21 protein-coding genes are annotated in these 21,898 nt (G+C 58.7%); 13 read left to right on the forward strand and 8 right to left on the reverse strand.

The genetic code is table 11. The annotated features are described in order from the left end of the window. Positions 1-214 precede the first annotated feature (214 nt). Genes HNW77_RS04325 through HNW77_RS04350 form a run of 6 tightly spaced genes read right to left on the reverse strand, consistent with a single transcriptional unit; the run spans position 215 to position 6,698 of the window. Positions 215-712, reverse strand: a complete 498-nt coding sequence (locus HNW77_RS04325; protein ID WP_139064262.1) for a hypothetical protein — start codon at positions 710-712, stop codon at positions 215-217. A gap of 23 nt (positions 713-735) precedes the next feature. Then, positions 736-3,096, reverse strand: a complete 2,361-nt coding sequence (locus HNW77_RS04330; protein WP_039998419.1) for a DotA/TraY family protein — start codon at positions 3,094-3,096, stop codon at positions 736-738. Positions 3,097-3,118: 22 nt separating this feature from the next. Then, positions 3,119-4,531 carry a hypothetical protein gene (locus tag HNW77_RS04335; RefSeq protein WP_007396697.1) on the reverse strand — a complete coding sequence of 471 codons (1,413 nt, stop codon included), beginning with the start codon at positions 4,529-4,531 and terminating at the stop codon, positions 3,119-3,121. Positions 4,532-4,540: 9 nt separating this feature from the next. Next, entirely contained in the window at positions 4,541-5,725 is a 1,185-nt protein-coding gene (locus HNW77_RS04340) for a hypothetical protein (RefSeq protein ID WP_007396696.1), read from the reverse strand. After that, on the reverse strand, positions 5,725-6,312 hold the full coding sequence (locus tag HNW77_RS04345; RefSeq protein ID WP_172155690.1) for a hypothetical protein: 588 nt from the start codon (positions 6,310-6,312) through the stop codon (positions 5,725-5,727). Before HNW77_RS04345 ends, HNW77_RS04340 begins: the two co-directional genes overlap by 1 nt. Continuing rightward, positions 6,309-6,698 carry a hypothetical protein gene (locus HNW77_RS04350; RefSeq protein ID WP_241694290.1) on the reverse strand — a complete coding sequence of 130 codons (390 nt, stop codon included), beginning with the start codon at positions 6,696-6,698 and terminating at the stop codon, positions 6,309-6,311. Before HNW77_RS04350 ends, HNW77_RS04345 begins: the two co-directional genes overlap by 4 nt. On the opposite strand from HNW77_RS04350, the gene HNW77_RS04355 reads away from it, so the two are divergent. The 13 genes from HNW77_RS04355 (at position 6,697) to HNW77_RS04415 (ending at position 19,997) form a co-directional block, all read left to right on the forward strand. Beyond that, on the forward strand, positions 6,697-7,074 hold the full coding sequence (locus tag HNW77_RS04355) for a hypothetical protein (RefSeq protein WP_172155691.1): 378 nt from the start codon (positions 6,697-6,699) through the stop codon (positions 7,072-7,074). The two genes, HNW77_RS04350 and HNW77_RS04355, sit on opposite strands and share 2 nt — an antisense overlap. Before the next feature lie 355 nt (positions 7,075-7,429). Further along, on the forward strand, positions 7,430-8,233 hold the full coding sequence (locus tag HNW77_RS04360; RefSeq protein WP_172155692.1) for a helix-turn-helix domain-containing protein: 804 nt from the start codon (positions 7,430-7,432) through the stop codon (positions 8,231-8,233). Positions 8,234-8,481: 248 nt separating this feature from the next. Beyond that, a complete protein-coding gene (locus tag HNW77_RS04365; protein ID WP_010511937.1) occupies positions 8,482-9,360 on the forward strand; it encodes a hypothetical protein in 879 nt (292 codons plus the stop codon). Positions 9,361-9,492: 132 nt separating this feature from the next. Continuing rightward, positions 9,493-10,128, forward strand: a complete 636-nt coding sequence (locus HNW77_RS04370; protein ID WP_048852104.1) for a DotI/IcmL/TraM family protein — start codon at positions 9,493-9,495, stop codon at positions 10,126-10,128. Continuing rightward, positions 10,125-11,105, forward strand: coding sequence for a DotH/IcmK family type IV secretion protein (locus HNW77_RS04375; protein WP_172155693.1), 981 nt, complete (start codon positions 10,125-10,127; stop codon positions 11,103-11,105). Before HNW77_RS04370 ends, HNW77_RS04375 begins: the two co-directional genes overlap by 4 nt. Next, complete coding sequence (locus HNW77_RS04380; protein WP_172155694.1) at positions 11,105-12,343, forward strand: DotG/IcmE/VirB10 family protein; 1,239 nt, start codon at positions 11,105-11,107, stop codon at positions 12,341-12,343. The genes HNW77_RS04375 and HNW77_RS04380 overlap by 1 nt, the downstream gene beginning before the upstream one ends. Before the next feature lie 531 nt (positions 12,344-12,874). Beyond that, positions 12,875-13,576, forward strand: coding sequence for a hypothetical protein (locus HNW77_RS04385; RefSeq protein WP_241694291.1), 702 nt, complete (start codon positions 12,875-12,877; stop codon positions 13,574-13,576). 17 nt (positions 13,577-13,593) lie between these two features. Continuing rightward, complete coding sequence (locus HNW77_RS04390; RefSeq protein ID WP_014106830.1) at positions 13,594-14,139, forward strand: hypothetical protein; 546 nt, start codon at positions 13,594-13,596, stop codon at positions 14,137-14,139. A gap of 907 nt (positions 14,140-15,046) precedes the next feature. Continuing rightward, positions 15,047-15,319: a BrnT family toxin gene (locus HNW77_RS04395; protein ID WP_014106829.1), complete on the forward strand. Its 273-nt coding sequence runs from the start codon at positions 15,047-15,049 to the stop codon at positions 15,317-15,319. Next, complete coding sequence (locus tag HNW77_RS04400; RefSeq protein WP_172155695.1) at positions 15,288-15,566, forward strand: helix-turn-helix domain-containing protein; 279 nt, start codon at positions 15,288-15,290, stop codon at positions 15,564-15,566. The genes HNW77_RS04395 and HNW77_RS04400 overlap by 32 nt, the downstream gene beginning before the upstream one ends. A 187-nt stretch (positions 15,567-15,753) precedes the next feature. Next, a complete protein-coding gene (locus HNW77_RS04405; RefSeq protein ID WP_023524230.1) occupies positions 15,754-16,224 on the forward strand; it encodes a hypothetical protein in 471 nt (156 codons plus the stop codon). A 274-nt stretch (positions 16,225-16,498) separates the two neighbouring features. Continuing rightward, a complete protein-coding gene (locus tag HNW77_RS17610; RefSeq protein WP_227744670.1) occupies positions 16,499-16,900 on the forward strand; it encodes a hypothetical protein in 402 nt (133 codons plus the stop codon). A 13-nt stretch (positions 16,901-16,913) separates the two neighbouring features. Then, complete coding sequence (locus HNW77_RS04415; protein WP_014106826.1) at positions 16,914-19,997, forward strand: secretion protein; 3,084 nt, start codon at positions 16,914-16,916, stop codon at positions 19,995-19,997. Between the two features lie 168 nt (positions 19,998-20,165). Here the strand turns inward: HNW77_RS04415 and HNW77_RS04420 are convergent, their stop codons facing one another. Beyond that, positions 20,166-21,398 carry a type II toxin-antitoxin system HipA family toxin gene (locus HNW77_RS04420; RefSeq protein ID WP_019087396.1) on the reverse strand — a complete coding sequence of 411 codons (1,233 nt, stop codon included), beginning with the start codon at positions 21,396-21,398 and terminating at the stop codon, positions 20,166-20,168. Then, positions 21,398-21,775, reverse strand: a complete 378-nt coding sequence (locus HNW77_RS04425) for a helix-turn-helix domain-containing protein (RefSeq protein WP_019087395.1) — start codon at positions 21,773-21,775, stop codon at positions 21,398-21,400. Before HNW77_RS04425 ends, HNW77_RS04420 begins: the two co-directional genes overlap by 1 nt. Positions 21,776-21,898 lie beyond the last annotated feature (123 nt).

A 21,898-nucleotide genomic window follows, 5' to 3' on the forward strand; every position in this document is an offset into this window, starting at 1 on the left:
GTGTCCAGATTACACGTGTCGATCCGTATGCAGCGTGCGGATCGTAACGCGCATGCCTGGTGGGGGGAGCCTTTGGGCCATGCACATGGGCAGCGGATGACACGTTGCCAGCGCTGCATGCCGCAAGCCAGGGGGAGAGGACAAGAGGCAGAATGAAATGTTTCACGAATGGTCTCCCGCGTAGAGGAGACCATCCTGACCAAGGATCTTGCGACTAGGGCTGCCGCTTTCTCCATTCGTCTTCCATGGAGAGATAACCTCGAATGCGTCGTTCCATGTTCTCGGCTTTGGTCTTCAGCATTGTATGATCATTGCTAAGTCGATGGTATTTGTCGTGGGCTGCCGCAAGATCGCACGCCAGGCGTTCCTCTCGGTCCCCAGCAGCCTTGAGTTGAGCTACCTGCCGCGCAGTTGCTGCATCTGCAAGAGCGAGAGCGTCTTTCAGGCCTTTGATCTGAGCCTCCAGACCAGAAGCATATTCCCTGGATCTGAGCAGATGCTCCTCAAGTCTGTCAGATTCCGCGTTCTTCTGTCGCAGTAAACTTGTCATCTGCGAAAGCAGGCCAGCGAGTTCATCGGCTTCTGTCGGTCGCGCAGACCGTCGGCCGTAAAGCGCACGTTGTATGGAGTTTCCCAGCGTCTGTTCGTACTGGTGCGATGCACGTCCCAACATGAACGCTGCAGCCCCGCTCAGGCCACCATAGTTCGACATCTCAGTTCCTCCTGACCCTAAAGTCAGACGCTCTTTTTCATTGTTGTATCACTTATTAGAGCCCGAGCACCAGAAGATATGCCACCGTTGCCTTGTCCCGGCCCATTCTGGTTATCTGCTTTATTTCGTGCGAGAGACTGCTGAATCGAGAGCAACGTGCCCGCCATACCGACAACGGCGGCGTCTCTGCTGAACTGGTCGATATCGACCCGGTCCACGTCACCAAATCCGATCATGGCGGGAACCCGCTGGGGCAGGATCGAGATCATCCTGAATGAAATGAACGCCAGGGTGACGTGAATCATGACAAAGAGGCTGACCAGAACAATCATGCCGAGGAAGTTGCTGACAATCCAACCGTTTGACAGCACCAGTCCGGCCGCAATGCCGAAACACATGTGGATCAGCCACGACACTGAATCAAATATAAAATATCCGAGGAAAAGCCCGAACAGCATCAGCACCGGCCGGAAGATGACATTGAACAGAAGGGCATAACCCTGTTTTGCATGACCGTGCAGCCCTTCCCCGTTCATGGTCATATGCGCGAGCATCCACAGAGGTGCCGCAATCACGGACTCACAGACCATGATGAACCATCCCGCCACGGCAAACATCCACATGACAAACGGGATCATCGGGATGACATAGGCGATGGTGAGGCCTGGCATAAGCATGGCGAAACAGCCGCCGATAATCGGCGCGCCAAAAAAGTGCATCAGCGCGTGCCCGGCCCCGGCCGCAACGGCGCCTTCTGGATTCCCGCTCAGAAGCGACAGCACGCCGATACCAACGGTCCCGGCCGTAGAAGAAAGAACCGACGCAGTGCCCATCGTGAGAAGGGCAGTCGTGATCATCCAGTTTCCAAGTGACATGAGATTGCCAAACGGATCGGTCCAGTAGCCGTTCGTCCCGGACGGCTCGATAAATCCGGTCACGATCTGCAGGGCGTAATCGTTCAGGTGCAGGGCGCGGAACAGCTGGTCGAGCACTCCCGCACCGTCTCCACCCGGTATTGCGCCCGTGTACAGGTCAGCATTCCCGCCTGGCGCGGTCACGCCGTCCTGCGTCGCAACCATGCTGTCGATGTTCTCCATAAAGGTGTCCGCAGACTGCACCAGGGGCGCAATGTCCGAGGCAAGATAGTTTCCGAGACCGGAATAGGATGGCGTAGTGATGGTTGGCGTTGCGGTCATGAGAGACAGGGTCTGGCCATTGAGGCGCGCGAATTCGAGATAGTAGGCTCCTGCGCCAGTCCACCCGAGATTATCCATCTGGTTGCTGGTGTTGACCGCATCTCCGTTCGTCGAAATCCCCCATTGGTGGAGCGCTAGCGTCTGATTGTTGACCGTGTCCTGAAGCTTCGAGCGCAGTTGTGCCGCCTGCGTCGTGAGACGCGACGCATAATCGTTGGTGGCATTGACGATGATGGTCATGAGTGGGGCCAGGGACGCTGTCGTTTTCGTCTGCCAGTAATTCTGCGCGACCTGCGCAACCTGGCTGCGAATGTCGACAAGGATCACGGAATCAAGAACCTGTTTTTGCATACCCGCCTGGTCGACCTGGAAACCAGCCAGATTCACTGCGTCAGTATTGGGCGCCTGCAGACTTACGGCCCCGCAAACTGGTGTCCCGTCTCCTGCGCCGGCTGCCATATTGTAAGAATAGTTGATGATTCCCATCTTCCCGCCGGTCACGGACAGGACGGTCTGCCCGGTCGGGGCCGCAATCAGGTTCGTGTTATTCGCAGCAATGTTAATAATGGCCCGGCAGAACTCATTTTTCACAAGACCGGTCACAATCCCTTTTGTGCCGGGGATAAGGGGCTGTGCGATGACCTTGCCGTCTGGTCCGATTGCTTGCTTCGCCTTGTCATAGACGACCTTCGCCATACCGATGCCCCAAAGCGAGCCCTGCACGACAACGGCCTGCGCCGCATTGAAGCCGGTTGTCGGAAGCGGCCACATCAGGATGGCCGCAATCCCGATCCGCACGATCGACATGCTGGTCTGGTTGTTACCAAGGAGTTGTGCTGTTTCTGCACCCCGGTGGATGTTCATGAAGTAGATATAGCTTACGACCGCCATCGCAAATGCCATGACGAACCCGGAGAACCACCCGATCATGGTTCCTATGACGGTCGCCTCGTTGCCGATGCTGGGCGCGCCCGTATCCTGCCCGAAAACCGGGAATACAGACCGGATGACCTGCGCCGCCCAGTCACTGCCCGGATCAAGCAGGTCCCATGTCACGTTATAGCCCGTGCTGCTGGCTGCATCTCCCGAACCGGTCGCAACAACCGTCTGCGCTGCAGCGGACACGGTAAGAGCCGACAGTAACAGGAGTGGCAGGATGGCGAATACAGGGCGACGAAAGGGCGTCATGGTTTGTCCTCCAGCAGCACAGTCACGGCGCAGGACTGGCGGTGGGACCGGGATTCATCCGCGTCATGAAGTCCGTGACCGCAGTCACAGCCTTGTGCATCATCTCGCGGACTTTCTCGCTCATGTCTTCCAGCGCACTGGCCCCCTCTTTTTTTCCGGGCACTTCGGCAGCAGTCCTGCCAATCTCGGCATCGATCTGGGTGAAGCGCTGCGTCACACTGCCGGACATTCCCATGCGCTGGCCTGTTGCCTCGGCGGCTTCCCTTCCCTTTCCGTAGGCTTCGAGCCTGCTGGTGACATTCTCCAGTTGCGCCGCGAACGCCTGGTTATTCTGTTTCTCCGTCACAAACTGGCTATGCAGATCGGCATACCGGCCACCGGCCTTCATCTCCGACAACACACCGGCAACACCGTCAGGGTCGCCCTTTCCTGCATCTGAGATCGCCGCCATTATCGAGGAAGCTGGCCGCTCCCTGAGGTCACGCAGGGCCTCCACCGCCTGCTTTCCCAGACGTTCGGTCGCCTCCAGGCTCTTTTCGTCACGCGCGTTGTGCAGCCGGGTGCTGAAATCGGCGGCCTTTTCCATCCACGATGATGCCGGGCTCGCAGGCTGGCTATCAATGCGCGAGGCAATCGCTTCTGCTAGGCGGGCAAAGCCGCCACCGCGAATAACCTTGACGTCCTCCTGATCCCTGGCCGCCGCGTTCGTTTCCCGTGTGTTCGCTGCCGCCTTTTCCTTTGTGCCGTTGCCATCCATCGTCGATCGGCTTTCCGGCGCATCTTTTGCCGGACCTGTCTGTTTCTCTCGAAAGTCCTTCGGAGGATCCGTCGTATGGGTCTGTCCAGGCTGGCTGCTGGCCGACTGCTCCGGTCCAGGCGGAGCGCCCTCCCCGGGCGACGCCATTCCTCGGGTTTTGTCCGCCTGACCTTTCTCATCGTGCGCAGACCCGGCAGCATGGTCATGCCCTGGTGCTGGCTGGCGCCCTGGTTCGGGAAAGACGGTCGCCCTCAGGTTCTCGATGGTGTGCGCGATGTCCGGGTGGTCCGGATCCTGACGTCCTTCAACCAGTTCGCTGGCAAGTGTCCGGATCGCGTTTACCTCTGGCTGCTGAAGGCGATGCGTTTCACGCATCATGGCGGCAACCATAGGTTCGTTCAGACCTGGGTAATGCGCCGCGCGCTCCGTCATCTCAGCATGAAGCGGATGATCATCGTTCAACGTCGGTCCCAAAAGACGCTCTACATCCTGCACGGCGTATGCGACGCGCGTACGGAAGCCGGGATCATTATGGACGTCAGGCTCGCGGGATTCCTGCCGCAGCCGATCATATGCGGCGGCCTGCCCGGGTGCCTGCTTCCTGTATTCGGACTGCACGCGATCAAGGGTTTTCAGCACATCCTCGATATCGCCGGTTTTCTGCTGGGCCTCAGACATGGCAAACCTCTAGGGATTGATCGTGGGGGAAGGCATCGGTGTCAGGCCGTCCTTGAAGGCGACCTCTTCTTCCTGTGCGACCCGGGCAGCTCCCATGGTCGCGAGGTAGAGTCCGAGACGATAGTTCTGCAGCGCAAGGTAATTGGACTGCGCCATCTCGGTGGCAACTTCGCGCATGACCGACGCGGGAGGCATTGCCTGGAGCGAGGCGTTCCAGCTTACGCTGGAGACCCTGCGATTGACTTCCAGCGCCATGGCCTGCAGCCACGACGCCTTGTCGAGCGGCGTGAGCCCCTCGGCCGTCATTTCAGCCTTCTGGTCCCGCGTGAGCGCGACAGACGGAACACCAAGAGATGTGACGTAGCCCGTGACCCAGCGGGCAAGAGACATACGACTGTTGTACGACCGGCGCCGGGTTGCGGCTTCACGTCCCCGAAGGCTGGACAGCTGCTCGCCACGCAGGGCCGCCGGCGCTACCGGCTGGATGAGCGTGGTCGCATAATCATTGGCGGCATCCACTGCGCCATCCGCAGACAGGGTATCGGCGCCGAACAGGCTGGCGGCACGCTGGTCGGCGTTCGGCAGCCGGGACACGGAAGAGCAGAGCCCCTGCGCCACGTCGTCGGATGAACAGTAGCGCTTGAGGTGCAGGGACATGTTCGCATCCGTGCCCTGTGACTTGCCGTAATAGGAGGGCGTCCCCTGACCTGCCTCACCACGCGGATCGCTTACGGTCGCGATGGCATACACCGCGGATCGAGCCGCCTTGGACGCGGCCACGGTGGACTGCTGGGCATCAAGGCCCGCGCAGAATTCCGGATTCATCATATGCTCGTCCCGGATTCCGGTTTCCTGCTGACGCCTTAGAAATCCGGCCATCGCCGCGTCCTGGGCATCCATGAGTTGCGACTGGGCACCGACCTGGGCTTTCGCGTAATTGGCAACCTGCGTGAAACCCTTCGTCAGGAGAGACGCAACGGAATTCGGGTTTGTAAGGCTACTGAGATTTGAATCGATGCTGTCCGTCAGGTTTTTCGTCATCGTATTGAGGGCGTTGCCCGTGAACGCCTGGAGAAGCTTGATCGCCGCAACGACAGCAGCATCGCTGAAAAGCGCGTATGCCGGACGCGGCGTGACTGCCAGCACGCAGACACACGAAGCGGCACCAATGGCAACCATCTGCAGCCTGCGCATCAGAATACTCCGTCCACGAGATTGCTCAGGCTGTATCCAGTCGGAAGCTGGGGAGATCCGTTGATATACAGGTCAGTCGCACCGCTCGACGTTCCCGCAATGGTGGTCGCAATTGGCGGCCCACCACCACCGAAACTCAGGCTCGGGCACATGAGTCCGCTACTCGAGCCAAAACCGAGCCCCAGGTTAACGCCCGACAGACTGAGTCCACATTGGGTCGACCCCATGGCGTTCCCCCATGCAGCCTGTGCGGCCTGACAGACCTGGCCACCTATCTGGCCCTCGACGGCCTGCAGGAGGGCTGCTGGGTCAAGGCCGTTCGTGATGAGATTCAGTCCGGTGCCGTTGAAAAAATTGCTGAGGCAGGACAGGCCGTTGACGCTATCCGGCTGCTTTTCATAGGCGTCGTTGGCCTGGACGCGTTCGTTTACGGCTGTTGCCGCCGCCTGGGTCAGGGCAGCACAGCCGACGCTTCCCGTAGATGTCGTGGCACCAGACGCGGCTGACGACGTGGTCTGCGCATGCCCCTGTATCGATACAAGAGCGGCAGCCACTGACAACAGGACACGGAAGCGCAGACGGATCATGCGGCCTCCTGACGTGTAGCCGGACGCGTCACAGCCTCCAGCAGGGCAATCCTTTCCGGAGCAAGAAGGCGATGAAGCGCCTGGCGCCTGCTTTCCGAGATCACGCCCCGTCCAAAAGGGCTGCCCGCCGACAACAGGTCCCTGCGGCCGCGCAGATAGGGGATCAGCGCGTCAAGGGAGTTGACCAGATCAGGCCATTCAGGCGACGCGACACCAGAGAGGATGGCGTGCCAGGCCGTCCTCGCTGTCATATCATTGTCCAACATCGCGATGACATCCTCTCCGCCCCTGATGCGCCAGATCTCGCCGAGCGCATTCAGCGCAAGGGCGACATTGGGCATCGGGGAAGGAGATCCGGATTTCCGGACGGATGAGGGCTTGTTCATGGAACCTTCCTCGGGTGATTACGACGAAGGTGTCGGGCCATCATGCGACCGGTCAGCGAATTCGACGTCGGACCGCGACTTTATTATGGCCGACATCAATGACGTCGCCCGCCTGGGCTACCGTGGTCGCCAGAACCTTGTTCCATTCCCGGCCGCCCTGCCAGTCAACAGGAACGCTGGTGTCCACGTCCGCCGCGAACACGACGCGCACCCCATGCGGAACGATCTGGCGTATGGCGAAGCCAAGTGGAACCTGCTTTCCGTATCCACTGGCGATATGGAAATATCGACGGGCTGGAACATTCCCGGATGTTCGAGGATCCGTACCAGTGCCCGGCAATACGCCCGGACTATCCTGACCAGCGTCTTTCGGTGAGGGTAAGGTCTCCCCGCCGGTCGTCCCCATTGAGGGCGACGTCAACGCCGGCTGGGAGGGAGTTTCCGGAGAGGTCGTCTGGACCAGATGAAACGCGGCAGGTGTGACAGATATGGGGCCAGAGGCCAGCGCCATAACCACGGCAGGCATAACAGGCATATGAGTGTCTCCATCAAGCTCTCCTGACCAAAGCAGCGGCCTTTGCGACCTCAGACACCTTTTTTGCGGGCTCCAACTCGACTATCATGACGTTCCGTCACGGCTGATCCCCTATCAGGACGCGGCCAGTCGATATCTTCTGGATGTTGGAAGTTTCTTTTGCTGAGGAAAACGCCCGCCGTGAGAGTAAACGAAAATGTCCCATGACAATGGCAAGGTGCAAGCCGAGGCTTTATTTGCATCCGGCCAATTATATAAAGACATCGGGGAAATCATTTATGACAGGCGGACGGCGCTTGACTGGACGCAGGTGCACCTCGCCAAACTGGCACGGTTGAATGTATCGGTCATACGGAGCATCGAAGCAGGTCGTCCGGTTTCCCTGGAAACATTATCGGCGCTGCTACGGGTGTTTGAGATAGATCCGCGCGATATTCTTCCGCAAGGTGCACCGGAAGGAACATGGTTTGCCCATCTGGATCTGGTGGCATCCGCCACGCAGCTGAAAAAAACCATGAAGCAGTGTTCGGACTACAATCTGGCAATCCAGAAATTACGCGACATTATCGGCAATATTTCCAAGACGTTTAACCTGCCGGAAATACCGGCCAGATTGCCGATCGATCATTATTCACACAGTGTTGCCTTCACCTCGGGGGAGCGGCAGGACCTCCTCGAGATATTTGGGCGCAGGATTCAGATCTTCAGGACGCTTCAGGGGGCAACAGCGAGCCAGATCGCCCATAAATCACACGTTTCCCTGACCAGCCTGAGCCTGATTGAAGCAGGGCTGAGAAATCCGAGCCTTGAAACGGTTTATCGCATTGCCGAAGGACTGTCCGTCTCCGTTTATTACCTGATCCCGGGAATACATGACGACGCAGACCTTTTGCGTTCCCTGGACATGACCGCGTGGGCAATGTCCGCGCAATCACAACTCGAAGCCCTCGCTGATCTCGAGTCCATTATTGGTCACCTCGACGATATCGCAAACCACTGACCGGGTGCATGAAGGTATGGAGACTGTCAGGAAAGGGGTCTCCTTTCTTATGGCAGACCCTATGCCTTGGGCTGTCCATTCCAGGTGATGTGCCCCGGCTGATCACAAACGCGGACCGGCGACCGCGTTCGGAGTCATATTAGCGCGTTCTGCGCTATTTATTTCTTGACGGTTATATAACGATTAAGAGATATTATTCCCAAAACACGCAGCCTATCCCGAAAACGCGATGACGAGGGCATACCGCCATGAAGTCAGCATCGTTCGGCCAGGTTATAAAACACGGTCTGTTTACATGGCTTCAGACCTATCCCACGCCAGAAATGACGCGCGCCCTCTATGCCAGGCTGTGCGACGAGGTCCTTGTAGCGACAATGCTTACCCTGACAGTACAGGAGGTGAAGGAGTCAGTCGCGCAATGGGCCGACCGACCCCAGAATGTTTTTTATGAAGCGCCTGCACGCAGGGGAGCATGGACAAGGACCCAGTTGCTCATCCTTGGCCAACGCTGGCTCTGTGGTGATAAAACCGCCGACATAGCCGAGATGCTTGGCCGCTCGGCCGGGAGCGTGCGTGCGAAAAGAAAGCAGCTTGGCCTGCCACCGCGCATCAGGCTCTCAAAAATACAGGCGGAGACCATACTTGCCGAAAAGCGGAGCGCCATTCCCGCAGATCCCGAAGCTGTCCTGACATGGGAACAGGCCTCCCTGCTTCCTCATGAAGCCCGGCGGGGACGGACATGGCTTGTCAGGAACAGCCTCAACAGGCTGACCCTCACAGGACATAAGGGAGGAGACAAGGTACGGTGGCACGAGGCCGCCAACATTGAAATCGCCTACCGCCATTTTGCATTTCAGAACCCGCGTGAAATTGCGCGGGACTTCCTTATTTCGGAAAGCGCGCTGAAATCCCAAAGCTGCTGGGAGCAGCTTCCGCCACGACGCGGCGCTAAAGTGCCCTGGTTCATTCATGCGAGGGCCGAATATTATATCGGCGAACACCACTACATCCGGCGGGAATGTCTCTGCAAGAGCGGATGCTTTTTCTGGACCACCCGCAAGGGAGGCGACCGGGTCAGCAGACGGTACCGCCGCAGCATTGCCGCCACGCATGGCATTGCCGCCTGAGTAGTAGCGGGAACCATCAAAGAAAAAACGTGCTGGTCGCAAGATAGACTTCCAGCCTGCTCTCATCACCGTCGGGAAATGAGAGTAGAGTGATGACCACCTTTTTTCATGCCCCCGTAAGGGAGGCGCGCCATGCGGCTGTTTAATTCCGCAGTAACCAGGCGGCTTACCGACCCCGACTTTCAGGGGATTGTTGTAGACAGATCACTGCTGCTCAACATCGCACTGGCGGGCGTGGTCATCGTGTTCTCGGCGCACGACGCCTATATCCGTGCACACCCTCCCACACCCCTCTATTTCTACGTTGACGGCCAGAATGCTCCCCGACCGGCCGTGGCGCTCACCAGTCCGGTACTTGGCCAGGACCAGCTTCTCGGCTGGGCCGTCAAATGGGCGATCGCACCCTACAACATCAACTATCGTGATTTTCCAACCCAGATGAACACCGCGGGCGCTCACTACACGCTCAACGGATGGAACACCTTTGCAAAGTCTTTCATTACGCAGGGGAATCTGGCGAAACTCAGGGATGCAAAGCTGCTCTGTTATGCGCAGCCGACACGGGCCGCGACCGTACGCGCCGAGACTGTCGTACAGGGACATTCGCGCTACGTAATACAGTTTCCTTTCATCCAGACCTGCGAAAACGTGAACCAGCAGAATACGCAAATGCTGATGGCAACCGTGACGATTGATCGCGTGGAGGACCTGGATCACCCGGATGGACTGGCCATCGAACAGCTTGTCGTCTCGTCGGGGAGGGAGTGACAGCCGTGCGAATTCTTTCTCTCTTTCCGCTGACCCTGTCCATCCTGCCACTTGCAGCACTCGCACAGCAGCCATCACAGCCCGGGCCTGCGGCAACGACACTTGCAGACGATCAGGATCAGGCAGCCGAAGATGAAGCCGAGCATGAGGCCATTCCTTTCACGCCCAAAGAAATCCTTCGGCTGGGGGAACGCCTGAAGGACGTGCGTCGTGCCACGGAGCAGGTCGGCACGGAATTCGCAACCCCTAATGCGCGCCCGGCGATCCGTGTCTCCTTTGCGCCTGGTCAGCAGACAAGCCTGATCTTTACGACAAAAGGCTATCCGACCGCATTGTCCTTCGTGGACAGCACGGGACAGCCCTGGCCGATCGCATGGAATACGTCTGGCAATTCCGCCAACCCGGACGGCAGCACGAACTGTGCTTCCGGCAAAAGCGGCGCATCAGCCGGGAATCCTGCGGTTGAGACAACAGGTTTCTATACCTGCGTCCCGTTCAAGGGCTCCAATACCATCAATATCGAACCGATGTCGCTCCAGCCCAGAGGTGGACTGCTCGTAACGCTTCAGAACGCGCCAAAGCCGGTCTCCTTCCTGCTGATCGCGGGACGTGGATCCTACGATGACAACCTGACCGTTCGCATGTCCGAGGGAGGCCCCAATGCCCGGGAGCCGGTCGACAGCCGCCCCGGAGTACCCGCGACAGGCGAGCCCTACATGAACGCCATGCTAAGCGGCATTCCACCAGCGTCAGCCGTTCCGCTGGCCGTCGAGGGTATTTCACCCGATGACGTGCGCGCCTGGCGGATTGGAAACGAGGTCTATCTTCGCACGCGCCTTCATCTCATGACGCCCTCCTCGGACAGCATGGAGCAGGGTGAAGGGGGATACACGCTCTATGCCTTCCATGAGTCTCCCGTTGTCCTTCTCTCCGATGCGGGACGGACGGTCTCGGCCCATATCAGGGACGCACAGTGATGAAACCCAGGTTCAACCAGCTGCTCAGTGATGCGTCGCGGGGCGGAAACCGGCGTCTGCTCGCAATCCTTGGGAGTATCGGCACCGTTCTTGGCGTCACGCTACTCATCTCCACCATCCACCGTAAGGAGCTTCCACGCTCGGACCCCGGCAGGCCACCCGCCGCCAACCCCCTGCCCGGGGGCCTGAATTCCAATCCGCGCCAGCAGGAACTCCGCGAAGATCAGATCCGCGACGAGGCAGACCGGGCACAGACTGCGGGACAGTCGTATTCACCTGATATTGCGCCGGGCACGCCCACCCATCCCGACGACAAGCTTCCCCCGCCCCCGGTCGCCCACGAGGTCGGGGCGGACGTCAACCCGGCGATGGCCAAGGCCGCCGCAGCGCCAGCCCCGCACGCGCCTGAGGTCGTACCAAGCGTTCCCGTCGTACCAGTGCAGACGGATGCAGCCTTCCGTGCTGCCATGCCACGTGACCCGCAGCTCCAGAAGGACGCAATCACCGCATACAGACATGCGATCATGGATCTTGCAGGCCGTCTTGATGGACGATTTCCTGTCACAAATGTCCTGTATGAAAAGACGGAAACTGGAAGGGAGCAGACAAAAAAACCGGCGGTCTCCCCTTCAATAACTTCGGTGGCGACAGCAAATTCCCAGACGGCCCTCTCCCGCGTCCTTGTTCCTGCCGGGAGGGGGATTTACGCCCATACCGTTTCAGCAACCAACAGCGATCTCGGGGGAGAAATCATCCTGGAAGCTGATTCAGGTCCACTCGCTGGCGACAGGATGAAAGCATCCGTCAGAAGGGCCGGGGGACATCTGAACAGGCTGGTTGTCCGCGTTGATCAGGTCTTCCATAAGAATGATCCGACCCCGATCCAGGTCGAAGGTATGGTGGTTGCGCCGGACACCATGGAAGCTGCCGTGGCCTCAAGCGTTGACCAGCTATACGTCGAGCGCTTTGTTCTTCCCGCCGCAGCCGCTTTTGTCCAGGGTCTCGGGCAGGCGATCGAGATGACGTCGAACACGACCGGTTCGATCGGAGCCCTCGGCAACGTCAACTACGTCCAGTCACTGAATTTCCCGCAACAACTGGGCGTGGCGGCCGGTGCAGCGGCCTCGCAGGTCAACAGCGCGCTCATGCAGCAGATGCCGACCCAGCCGCGCGTAAATCTTGCCGCTCAGGTCAGTGTTGGCGTGATCTTCATGTCGGACGTCGTCATGAAGAAGTAAGTTTTCGGGCACCGGTCGCATGATATCGACGAATTCTGCACTCTCTACCAGAAGGCAGCATTCACCATGACCTCAGCCGCAACCGCAACGACGTCCCGGGATCCGTTCAGCGCGGATCGCGGCATTGAACCTGTTCCGTTTCGCAAACTGGGCACGACGCCAGAGCCTGACCCTTCGCCTGAACCGGACACAATTGCCGAGCCTCCCTCCCCTCACCTTCAACCTGTGACAGCAGCACCTGACAGGAACCGACCCGTTCCACATGCCATAGCCCTTTTCAGGGCGCTTCCGCGTCGCAGGCAGGTCATGATTGCGGGTACTGCCGTCGGCAGTCTGCTCTCCCTCTTCCTCGTGATGGGCATAACAAAGAGGCAGGCGTCTCCCGTGGCCCAGGAAGTCGGAATGATTTCCGCCCCGCTGCCATCAGGCCCCAAAGCGTCTCCCGCGCCGGGACACTCACCTACATCATCGCCATCACCGCCGGCACCTCAGGTCTCGGCTACAGATGAGGATCTCAAGGCACTTCTTGCGATGAAAAAGCCGCCCCATCCCGCCAGCCCAATACCGGCTACCCCGTCGGCCGAGAACACGCCCGCGCAGAAACACGACACTGGCATCGAAAAGGCTGTTCCGACGGACGATGCGGTCCAGAAAGCAAGCCGCCTGCAAGCGGCTCCCATGACATCTGACGACCAGTTGCAGGTGCTGCAGCTTGTAACGGAAGAAGCAGCATTGGTGCAGCGGACCCGCAGCGACATCGCAGCACTCCGGCAGGATATTGACCGGCTGCGTATCGCCGATACGGCAAAGGCTTCGGATCTCAACCGCCGGATGTCGCTCCTCGAAGCGAAACGGGCCGTGGCCGACGCCGAAGCTCCCCCGTCAGATGGACCGGCCGCCACACGCGCCGCGGCCGACAAGGCACGGGCAGCCCTGGAAGCCGCGGCGGCCGAGCCGCGGCCAGCACCAACGCCGCCGCAATCTCCAGCGTCCCGGACAGCGAAAATGCGCCCGACGCCTCCTGCTCCGCCCCCGACATGGACCCCCCACTACCGGATACTTGCCGCATCTCCCCAACTTGCCATGGTGCAGGACGACGCGGCGCCGGCCGGGCAACCGCCACAGTCCGAAATCGAAATCGGCACCGATCTCCGCGGATATGGGCGTGTGCGCGCCATCTCTCAACGCGGCACGATGTGGGTGATCCAGGCTGAACGCGGCATCATCCAGTAAGGCAAGGACACATCGACGTGCAAGGTCTGGTCAACCTCGTCAACGATCTCGCTCTCGCCATGGCCTGGCTGCTGCCAATGGCCTGCTATATTGCAGCGTGGATTGCCTTCCTGACCGGGGCATGGGGATTATGGCAGCAGCGCCAGCCCCAGAACCCGTTCGTCGGCCGTCCCTGGGTGCCCTGGATCGGGATTGTCCTTTCCGGCGTCTTTGCCACCTTTGACAGGATACTCACCAAATCCACCACCTCTGCCGGTCTCGATACGCAGGTTGCGCTGGGAGCTTCTGTCACCGGCTACACGGAAGCGACGACGGGAAGCGTCATTTCCGGGACTGGCCCAGAGGATGCCATCCTGTCAATCGTCAGTGATTTCGCCCTGTTCTTCGAAATGTTCGGCGCCTGGGCGGCGTTCATGGCGGTCGTTGCGTGGAACGCGTCGGCGACCGGAAAAACAAACCGCTCAAAACTCAGTTGCCTCATCCAGTTCGTTTTCGGCGTGATCCTCCTCAATCCCGTCAAGGAAGCAACCTGGATCCTGAGCCACTGGACAATGTCCGGCTAAAATCATGACCCAACCCGTAGCGCTGAGATTGGCCAAGGTTCGATACTTTCTTCCTGCGCATTTTTTTAATAACCGATAAACATGATAAAATTGGGAAATAATAACCCGAAAAAGCGGGGCGCGCGCCATCTGGAGAGATGGCCACATGTGGCCGTGCGCCAAGGCATGAACCGTGCTGGAGCAATCCGCCGCCTGATCGCGAGGGAACTTGAAGCCGCCGAACGCGATGGGTGGGATGGGTAATCTTGTTCATAACGAGCGGACCAAGCTGCGGGCAAACCTGCAGGATACCGCTGCGGGATCTTGCCTTTCGCTAGGTGTCCTATCTCCTTTGGCTGCGTCATTTTTTAATCTGACAGCCAACCGCATTCCTACTCATATCGTTATCTTGGGAGTCGCTTTCTGGCTGGGAATGGCATATTTTCTCCCTCAATGGGCACAGACCGTTTTAGGGGGGCTTCGAGAATGACCTTTATGCAGTTCTTCGCCTTCATTGGCATGCCAATCATCATTGGTGTTCTTGGTTATGGTATTTCTAAAATGCCTATCAAGGATAATTGAGAGTTTACCGTCCATTCCAACCAACGGTTGACCGTGTGAAACTTGTTTATAATGAGGGTAACAGACCCATCAAAGTTGAGGTCCGTACAAAAATAGGGATGTATTCGCGGCAGTACCTAAAATACGCTCGATCACTTTCGCTTGCTGTTCATATTTTCTAGAAATTAAACAAGAAATATTTCATTATTACTAAATATTCAAGCGATTCTGGATAAATATATATGCCCCGGATTTTTATGCTATCGGGCATACGAGGTTGATGGCGACCTGTCGAAATGGCTAAGAGTTGCGGGATGCCCGTAGTTTTCACTTTACAGTAACTACGGTAATCCCGTATTATCGTCTCATGGATGACAGGTTTGACCCCGCAAAAGACCTCGCCAACCAAAAAAAGCACAAACTGTCTCTGGCCTTTGGCGACCGTATTTTCGAGGACGATAATCACCTGATCTTGCCCACCATCCGCATTGAGGATGAGGAGGATCGCTACAAAGTGGTTGGCGTCGTGGGCGAGAAGCTGTTCACCGGTGTGTTTGTCTGGCGGGACGATCTGCCCCGCTTTATTTCCGTGAGAAGGAGCAACAAAGGTGAAGAGAGAGCATATCATTCTGCCTGCTGATCCGGCGGATTCCGAAGACCGCGCGGTATCCATCGAAGGCATGGAGCGTGGGCAAAGGGCGCGGTTTATCCGTAAAACCCGTAACGATCTCGGTCTGTCTCAGGTCGAGTTTGCCAGCCGTTTCCGCGTTCCTGTCGGTACGTTACGGGACTGGGAGCAGGCACGGGCGATGGCCCCCGACTTCGCTGTAGCCTACGTTCGGGTCATCGGACGGCACCCCGATATGGTAGCTCAGGCGGTGGCCTGAGCTGCCTTCTCAACGAGCCTGGGATTCAGCCCATCAACCCCAAACGCCGGATAGCCATTTTTATACCGAAGTCATAGTGTAATGTTCGGCAAGGTAGATTTTTTCGGAAAAAATATCCGCAGTCGCATGTTACTGGCCGAAGACTCCTCTGAGGGACATGCCTCCCTCTTTAACGGAGCCCTTGACCATGAACCTCTCTCGCACAAGCACCCCCGACGCGGCGCGATTGACGCGTCTCGTGACCAAACGGGTCGGATACAGACAGCGTGCCGTCACGGCGCTCGGTACTTTGTACGTCCCGATCCTCATTGCCAGCCATGCGCTGGCCCAATCCGCAACCGGCAGCGCAAACGGTATCGGGGCCCAGATGCAGGCCACCGCCCAGGAAGGGCTGACAGCGGGCGGCTTTGTCGCTGCTGCGTGCATGTATGTCGCTGCCTTCATCTGCTTCATCGGCGGCGTATGGGCGGCCTGGCAGAGCCGCAACGAACAGAACCGTTCGCCCGGAAAGGTCGGTATGGCAATCGCCGGCATCGTGCTGTGCGGTCTTTTCGCAACGGGTCCGCAGTGGATCAACAAGGCTGCCAACACCGCGTCCGGTGGCTCGGCAACCGTTGGTACGCAGGCTCAGGCCTATCAATTCACGAGCGGCGGCTAGGAACCCGATCGCAATGGCCCGTCTCACACAGTCTTTCCGGCTGCTGCCGCGCCCATGGGATCCGTCAGCGCCAGGCGCCGGGGAGATGGGTGAGCCGGGCCTTTTCACATGTGCCTGCTGCGGCCTGATAACGCTTGGTCGCAGGTTTCCATGGCATGGTGATGGACCCGGGCCTGTCTGCGCCTTATGCAACATCCTGCAGGATCCGACCCGTCCGGCCATTGAACGCGAAGCCGTCCTGATATGGTGGCCGAAACTGCCGCAGGCCCGCATCATGACCCTGACCCGCTGCGCGCATCAGGCTCTCATGCAGACGCTCGGCAATGGACCAAACGGACAGGATGTCGTCTGGCATCGTGCAATGGACGCGATCGCGTCAGGGTCGGACACCGCGATGATGCCTGCGCAATGCAAAAGCGCTCTCGCTGTGCTCCGCGCTCTGCACGCGCGAACGACCGAAGCCCGGCGGCGGCTGGAGACAACCTCTCCCCGACTGCTGGCGACTGCCCTGCTGATGGCGAACCGGGCGGACCCGCAGATCAATGAAAGCGCGACCACCCTGATGGACGGCATCCGGCTCTTCCCCCTGGGCCGTCTCTACAACGGCCCCACCGACATCTACCCGGCGCTTGTCAGGGAATGGCTTGATGCCGATCCCCAACCGGTCATGACATGACAGGATCATATCAATGGGCGGTATTCTTTCCAGTCTGCTGGCCGGCATCAGCCTCGGGCTGCGCCAGCCCCTTGCCTCATTCTGCGATGTGGAAAGTACGCACGGGGACCATCTCATCACCAAACGCGGTGAATATGTCTCCGTACTACGCATCAATGGCCTGCGTCGTATGTGCACGCGGCAGGAAGTGGAAGCACTCGCCGAGCAGCAGCGTATAGAATTGCAGGGTCTCCTTGAAGAACGTGGCCATGCCATCGTGGGATGGTATATTTCCGATCCCGAGCGCTCAGGTATCGAGATTGACCGACTGAGTCTCAATGGTTGCCGGTCCATAGCCCGGCAGATCGGAGCAGACCTTTCGGACGTCATCGAAGAGAGGCGCCGGCGCTGGCCAAACGTCATGCGCTGGGAGGCCACCTGTTATGTCCTGTGGACCCGGCCCAGCGTGCTGACACGTGAGGACCGCAAACAGGTGGCAGAGGAGCGCAGGACCCTTGCCTCCCAATTTCCCCGCGTGGGCAATACCCAACGTTTTGCCCTGCGCTCCGATATCATGGCGGCCCGCCATGAATCGTTCATTTCACGCGTCCAGGCTGCCCTGCAGGGGTTCGACATTTCCTGCGAATTCCTTGGTCCACATCAGGCATTGCAGGTCGCGCGCGAAGCGACCTATCGTGAAACGGCGGGCTCCGCCTGGAAACCGACCCTGCTGGGTGACCGGGTCATGCCACGGCTTCCGGACGATCTGGATGACCCGCAGCCACATCCGCAGGGCCTGCTCTGGCCAGCGATCCGGGACCAGATTTTCAATGCCGACGCCGAAACGAAAGGCGGACAGCTCGTGACCGTGGGGGATTATACATACGCCCCGGTCGACATGACGATTGGCCCAGAGGATCCGCGCCCGTTTTCCGAACTCTCCAGCGTGCTTGGCCGCAAGAGACTGCCATGGCGCAGCGCCATGATCCTGGAGGGTGGTGGCCGCGCCGCCTTCGGCTTCAAGGAAGCCGGAGCCGGGTTTCTGGCGATGTTCCCCGGAAATAGCGACATTCGACGGGCGTTTGCCGCACTCAAGCTGGAGCGCCAGAAAAACAACCATAATTCCGTGCGGATGCGCATGACCGCCACAACCTGGGCTCCGGTTGGAGCAGAGGCGAAGCTGCGACGGCAGGCGTCGGATCTCTCCCAGGCAATTGATGCGTGGGGCAACAGCAAGACAACGCGGATCTCTGGCGATCCGCTGGAAGCGGCCATGGGTTCTGTCCCTGCCCTGGCGCTCGGTTCGACTGCGACCTCATCGCTCGCTCTTGTCGGTGATGCGTTCTCCATGATGCCGTGGGCACGCAGTGCGTCACCGTGGCAGAGGGGATCCATTCTCTTCCGCAAACCCGATGGTTCAATCTGGCCCTATGATCCGACCGGGGGCGGGCTACGCCCATCCGTCGTAGACATTATCGTAGCTCCGCCTGGCGGCGGAAAATCCGTTCTGGCCAATACCATTCTGCTGGGCTTGATCCTCAGCAGCGCCGCGATCAGCAGCCACGGCACGAAGCTCCCCTATATCGGCAAGCTCGATATCGGGCCGTCCTCGCGCGGACTGATCGAGATGCTGCGCAACGCGCTTGGCCCCGAACGCCAGCACGAGGCGGTTTACGTCAAAATGCAGGCAATCCCGGGCTTCGAGGTCAATGTCTTCGATACCCAGGTCGGGCTGGAATATCCCCTGCCACTCGAGCGCGTCTTCCTGCAGAATTTCATCTCGCTCCTTGCCACGCCGCTGGATGGCAGGCCGTGGGAGGGCATGGACCATCTGGTAGAGGACGTGATTGATGAAGCCTACCGCCTCTGCACCGGGGTGCAGGGGGGCACGCCTAAAATCTACACTCCGGGGATCGAGCCCGACGTCGATGCCGCAATAACATCGCTGGGCATCAGCCTGCCCCACCATGCGGGAGAGGACGATCCGACATGGTGGCGGGATGTCGTCGATGCCCTTGTCAATCTCAGGGAATACCGCCTTGCAGGTTTTGCCCAGCGCCATGCCGTACCAGTCCTGCAGGATCTGCTGATTGCGGCCCGCAGCCCGGAAATCGAAAAACGCTATTCCAAGATCACCCTGGAAACTGGAGAAAGCCTGATCGACACGTTTGATCGCTACATCATGAACGTGATCAAGAATTTTCCCATGCTGGCGTCCCCGACAAGGCTGGATATGGGGGACGCGCGCGTGATCGTTCTCGATCTTGCCGAGGTGGCACCATCCGGCTCTCCCGCGGCCAACCGCCAGACAGCGCTCATGTATATGCTTGGCCGCCATATCCTGGCCCGGAATTTCTTTCTCCATCCCGATTATGCCGACGACCCGCATATGCCCCCGTCCATGCGGGACTATCATCTCGCCCGCTTCACTGAGATGTATGAAACGACGAAGCGTGTCGACTTCGATGAGTGGCACCGTACCGAACCAGCGCCCCAGGTAGACAAGCAGGCTGTCCGCGACGGCCGCGAGGGGCGCAAGCACAACGTCCAACTCGCCTTCATTTCACAGAACCATACCGATTTCAGCGAGGACCTTTACAAGATATCAACCGCCCGATGGGTCCTCAAATGCGGTGATCAGGAGACGGCAGACAGCCTTATCCGACGCTTTAAACTGTCCGATGCCAGCGCCTATGTGATCCGCAACGCACTGCCGGGACCGGCAAAGAATGGTGCGCCATTCTTCGTGGACATGTCGGCCGGAGAAGCAAAGTATGAACAGCTTCTGGTGAACGTCCTGGGGCCAATCGAACTCTGGTCTTTCTCGACGACGCCTGGCGACACGGCGCTCCGTTCGCGCCTTTACAAACGGATCCACTTTGCCCGAGCCCTGCGGATGCTCGCCACCGTATTTCCCTCGGGAACAGCAAACAGCGAGATCGAACGCAGAAAAAGCGAGCGCATGAATGTTTTCGGTCTCGCGACCGATGAAGCGTTTGCCGGCGTTCTGGATGAACTGGCGGATGAGATCGTGGAAGGTAGAGGCGTGGCCGCAGGATTGTATGAAACCCTGCGCGCCATTGATGAACAATCGGAACTCGAATTTACCATTGGGTAGAAGGTGACCGATATTTTCCTGACGGCCTCACATCCCGATCATTGCGGACACAATGATGTTGACCATGCTGTTCGATCAATAGCGCGGCGGCGTCTGGCAGGGATAGATTCGACAAATTTATGTGTCGAATCTGGCATATTATACGATATTATCAGTCATATGTGACTATCAGATCGTTAGCGCGATCCCGATCTGATCGTTTATGAAGGCGGCTTCATAATGACGCGCCATCGCCCCGGAAACACCAACCTCTCGCAGAACAGGCCTCCACTCATCCGAAATTCGCCGCGCTGTCACGCGGATCATCTGCCGGGCCTCAGCAGGGGTAATTTCGAAGAATTCACACGCCTCCAGTGCCAGACGGATGGACCGATCATGCGGACCGCCCTCCAGTATCGCCGTTTCCAGATGCGGGTTACGGTCGGGTGCTGGATTCACATCGAAAACGGGGGATAACCGCCAGTGTCCAGCGCCCACATAGAGAAATCCGTGATTTTTCAGATGATCGTCCTTATTTGACACGAGAATAGTATAAACCAGACGCAGGAAGAGTTCGCGGAACTCTGCCTGGGGATCGGCGGCATAGGTCCGGATAAAATCGACAATCTCCGTATAGGAACCCAGTTCCGTTCCGGTTTTCCCCAGAGCAGTCCTCGCCGAAATATAAGGAATCCGGCCAGCCCCACGCCGATCAAACCGCTGGATCAGAGCCACAGGAAACGGCGTTTCAGCCAGTTCCAGCCTGACCTCTGGCGTCCGGATTCCGCATGCTCTTGCCAGACGAAGCGTGGCAACTTCAATACGTTCTATTGGCCACTGGTCGTGAACCGAGGTAAATTTTGCAAGCCAGAGCACATCGCCGTCCCGAACATTGGCCTTCGGTCGCGCCCCACCCGAACCACCTGCACCAGCGAGCGCCTGCATATCCCTTTCGGATATGTCCTTGCCCTGTTCATATGCCCGCGCGATAGCCGTAATAGCGGCAAGATCGACCAGACGCGGTATGATGTCATCGGCGCCGCCACGAATGATTTCTCCGTTATCATCGGCGAAACGAAGCGCACCCTGCCGACATACGTCATCCGACAGTGTGAGATATTCAAACTCGGAAAGCCCATTACCGTAGGCACGCTCGAGAAGCCTGCGCCCCCAACTGTCGGGCGCAGCATCAGCAAAGACACCCGCAAGGGCATCGCGCACGTTCCCTGGTTGGCCAGCTGCATGAAACGGCCCAGAGCCAAGGGGAAAGGTTGGCTGGATGGCAAAGGCCCGAGAATTCTCGACCCAGGCCGGATCATAAGTGAAGGTCGAAAACTGCCGTGGACCTGCCTGCGTAAAACGCAGTTGACCCACGGGAGTCAGGCTGTTGCCAAGAACGACATGGGCGCTGAAATCAGGCATCAGAACGAAGCACCGTCCATATCAATAACATCCGCTCCCCCATGCGTGGCCTTATCCTTATCCTGCTGCCTGCGTAACGTGGTCGCAGAAGACCGGCCTCGACGAGGCTGACGTTCAGCAGCCAACGCCAGTCCCAGATCATCCTTGCGGATATCAATCAGGTCGGCCAACCGGTCCAGAAGACCAAGCACGACAAGCACGTCAGCCAGAGTGCCGATCCCCACACCCGGGTCTCCCTTTTCCAGGCGCGCGATGGAACTTGCTGACGTGCCGGCACGAGCGGCTAGGTCGGCTATCGCTATGCCGCGCCGCAGGCGCGCGCCACGAAGGTCACGCCCCAGTCGTTCAAGAGCCGCGCGGGATTTTGGTGAGCCCATTACTATCACTCATATTTGACAGATAATGTGCCTTATACAGTCATATATGGAATTCTGCAAACTCCAGCCTCTGCCCTTCACAACACGTTCCTGGCAGGAACTGGCACGTCGCGTAGAAAACGC

It is taken from the genome of Komagataeibacter melomenusus (assembly GCF_013155395.1).
Taxonomy (GTDB): domain Bacteria; phylum Pseudomonadota; class Alphaproteobacteria; order Acetobacterales; family Acetobacteraceae; genus Komagataeibacter; species Komagataeibacter melomenusus.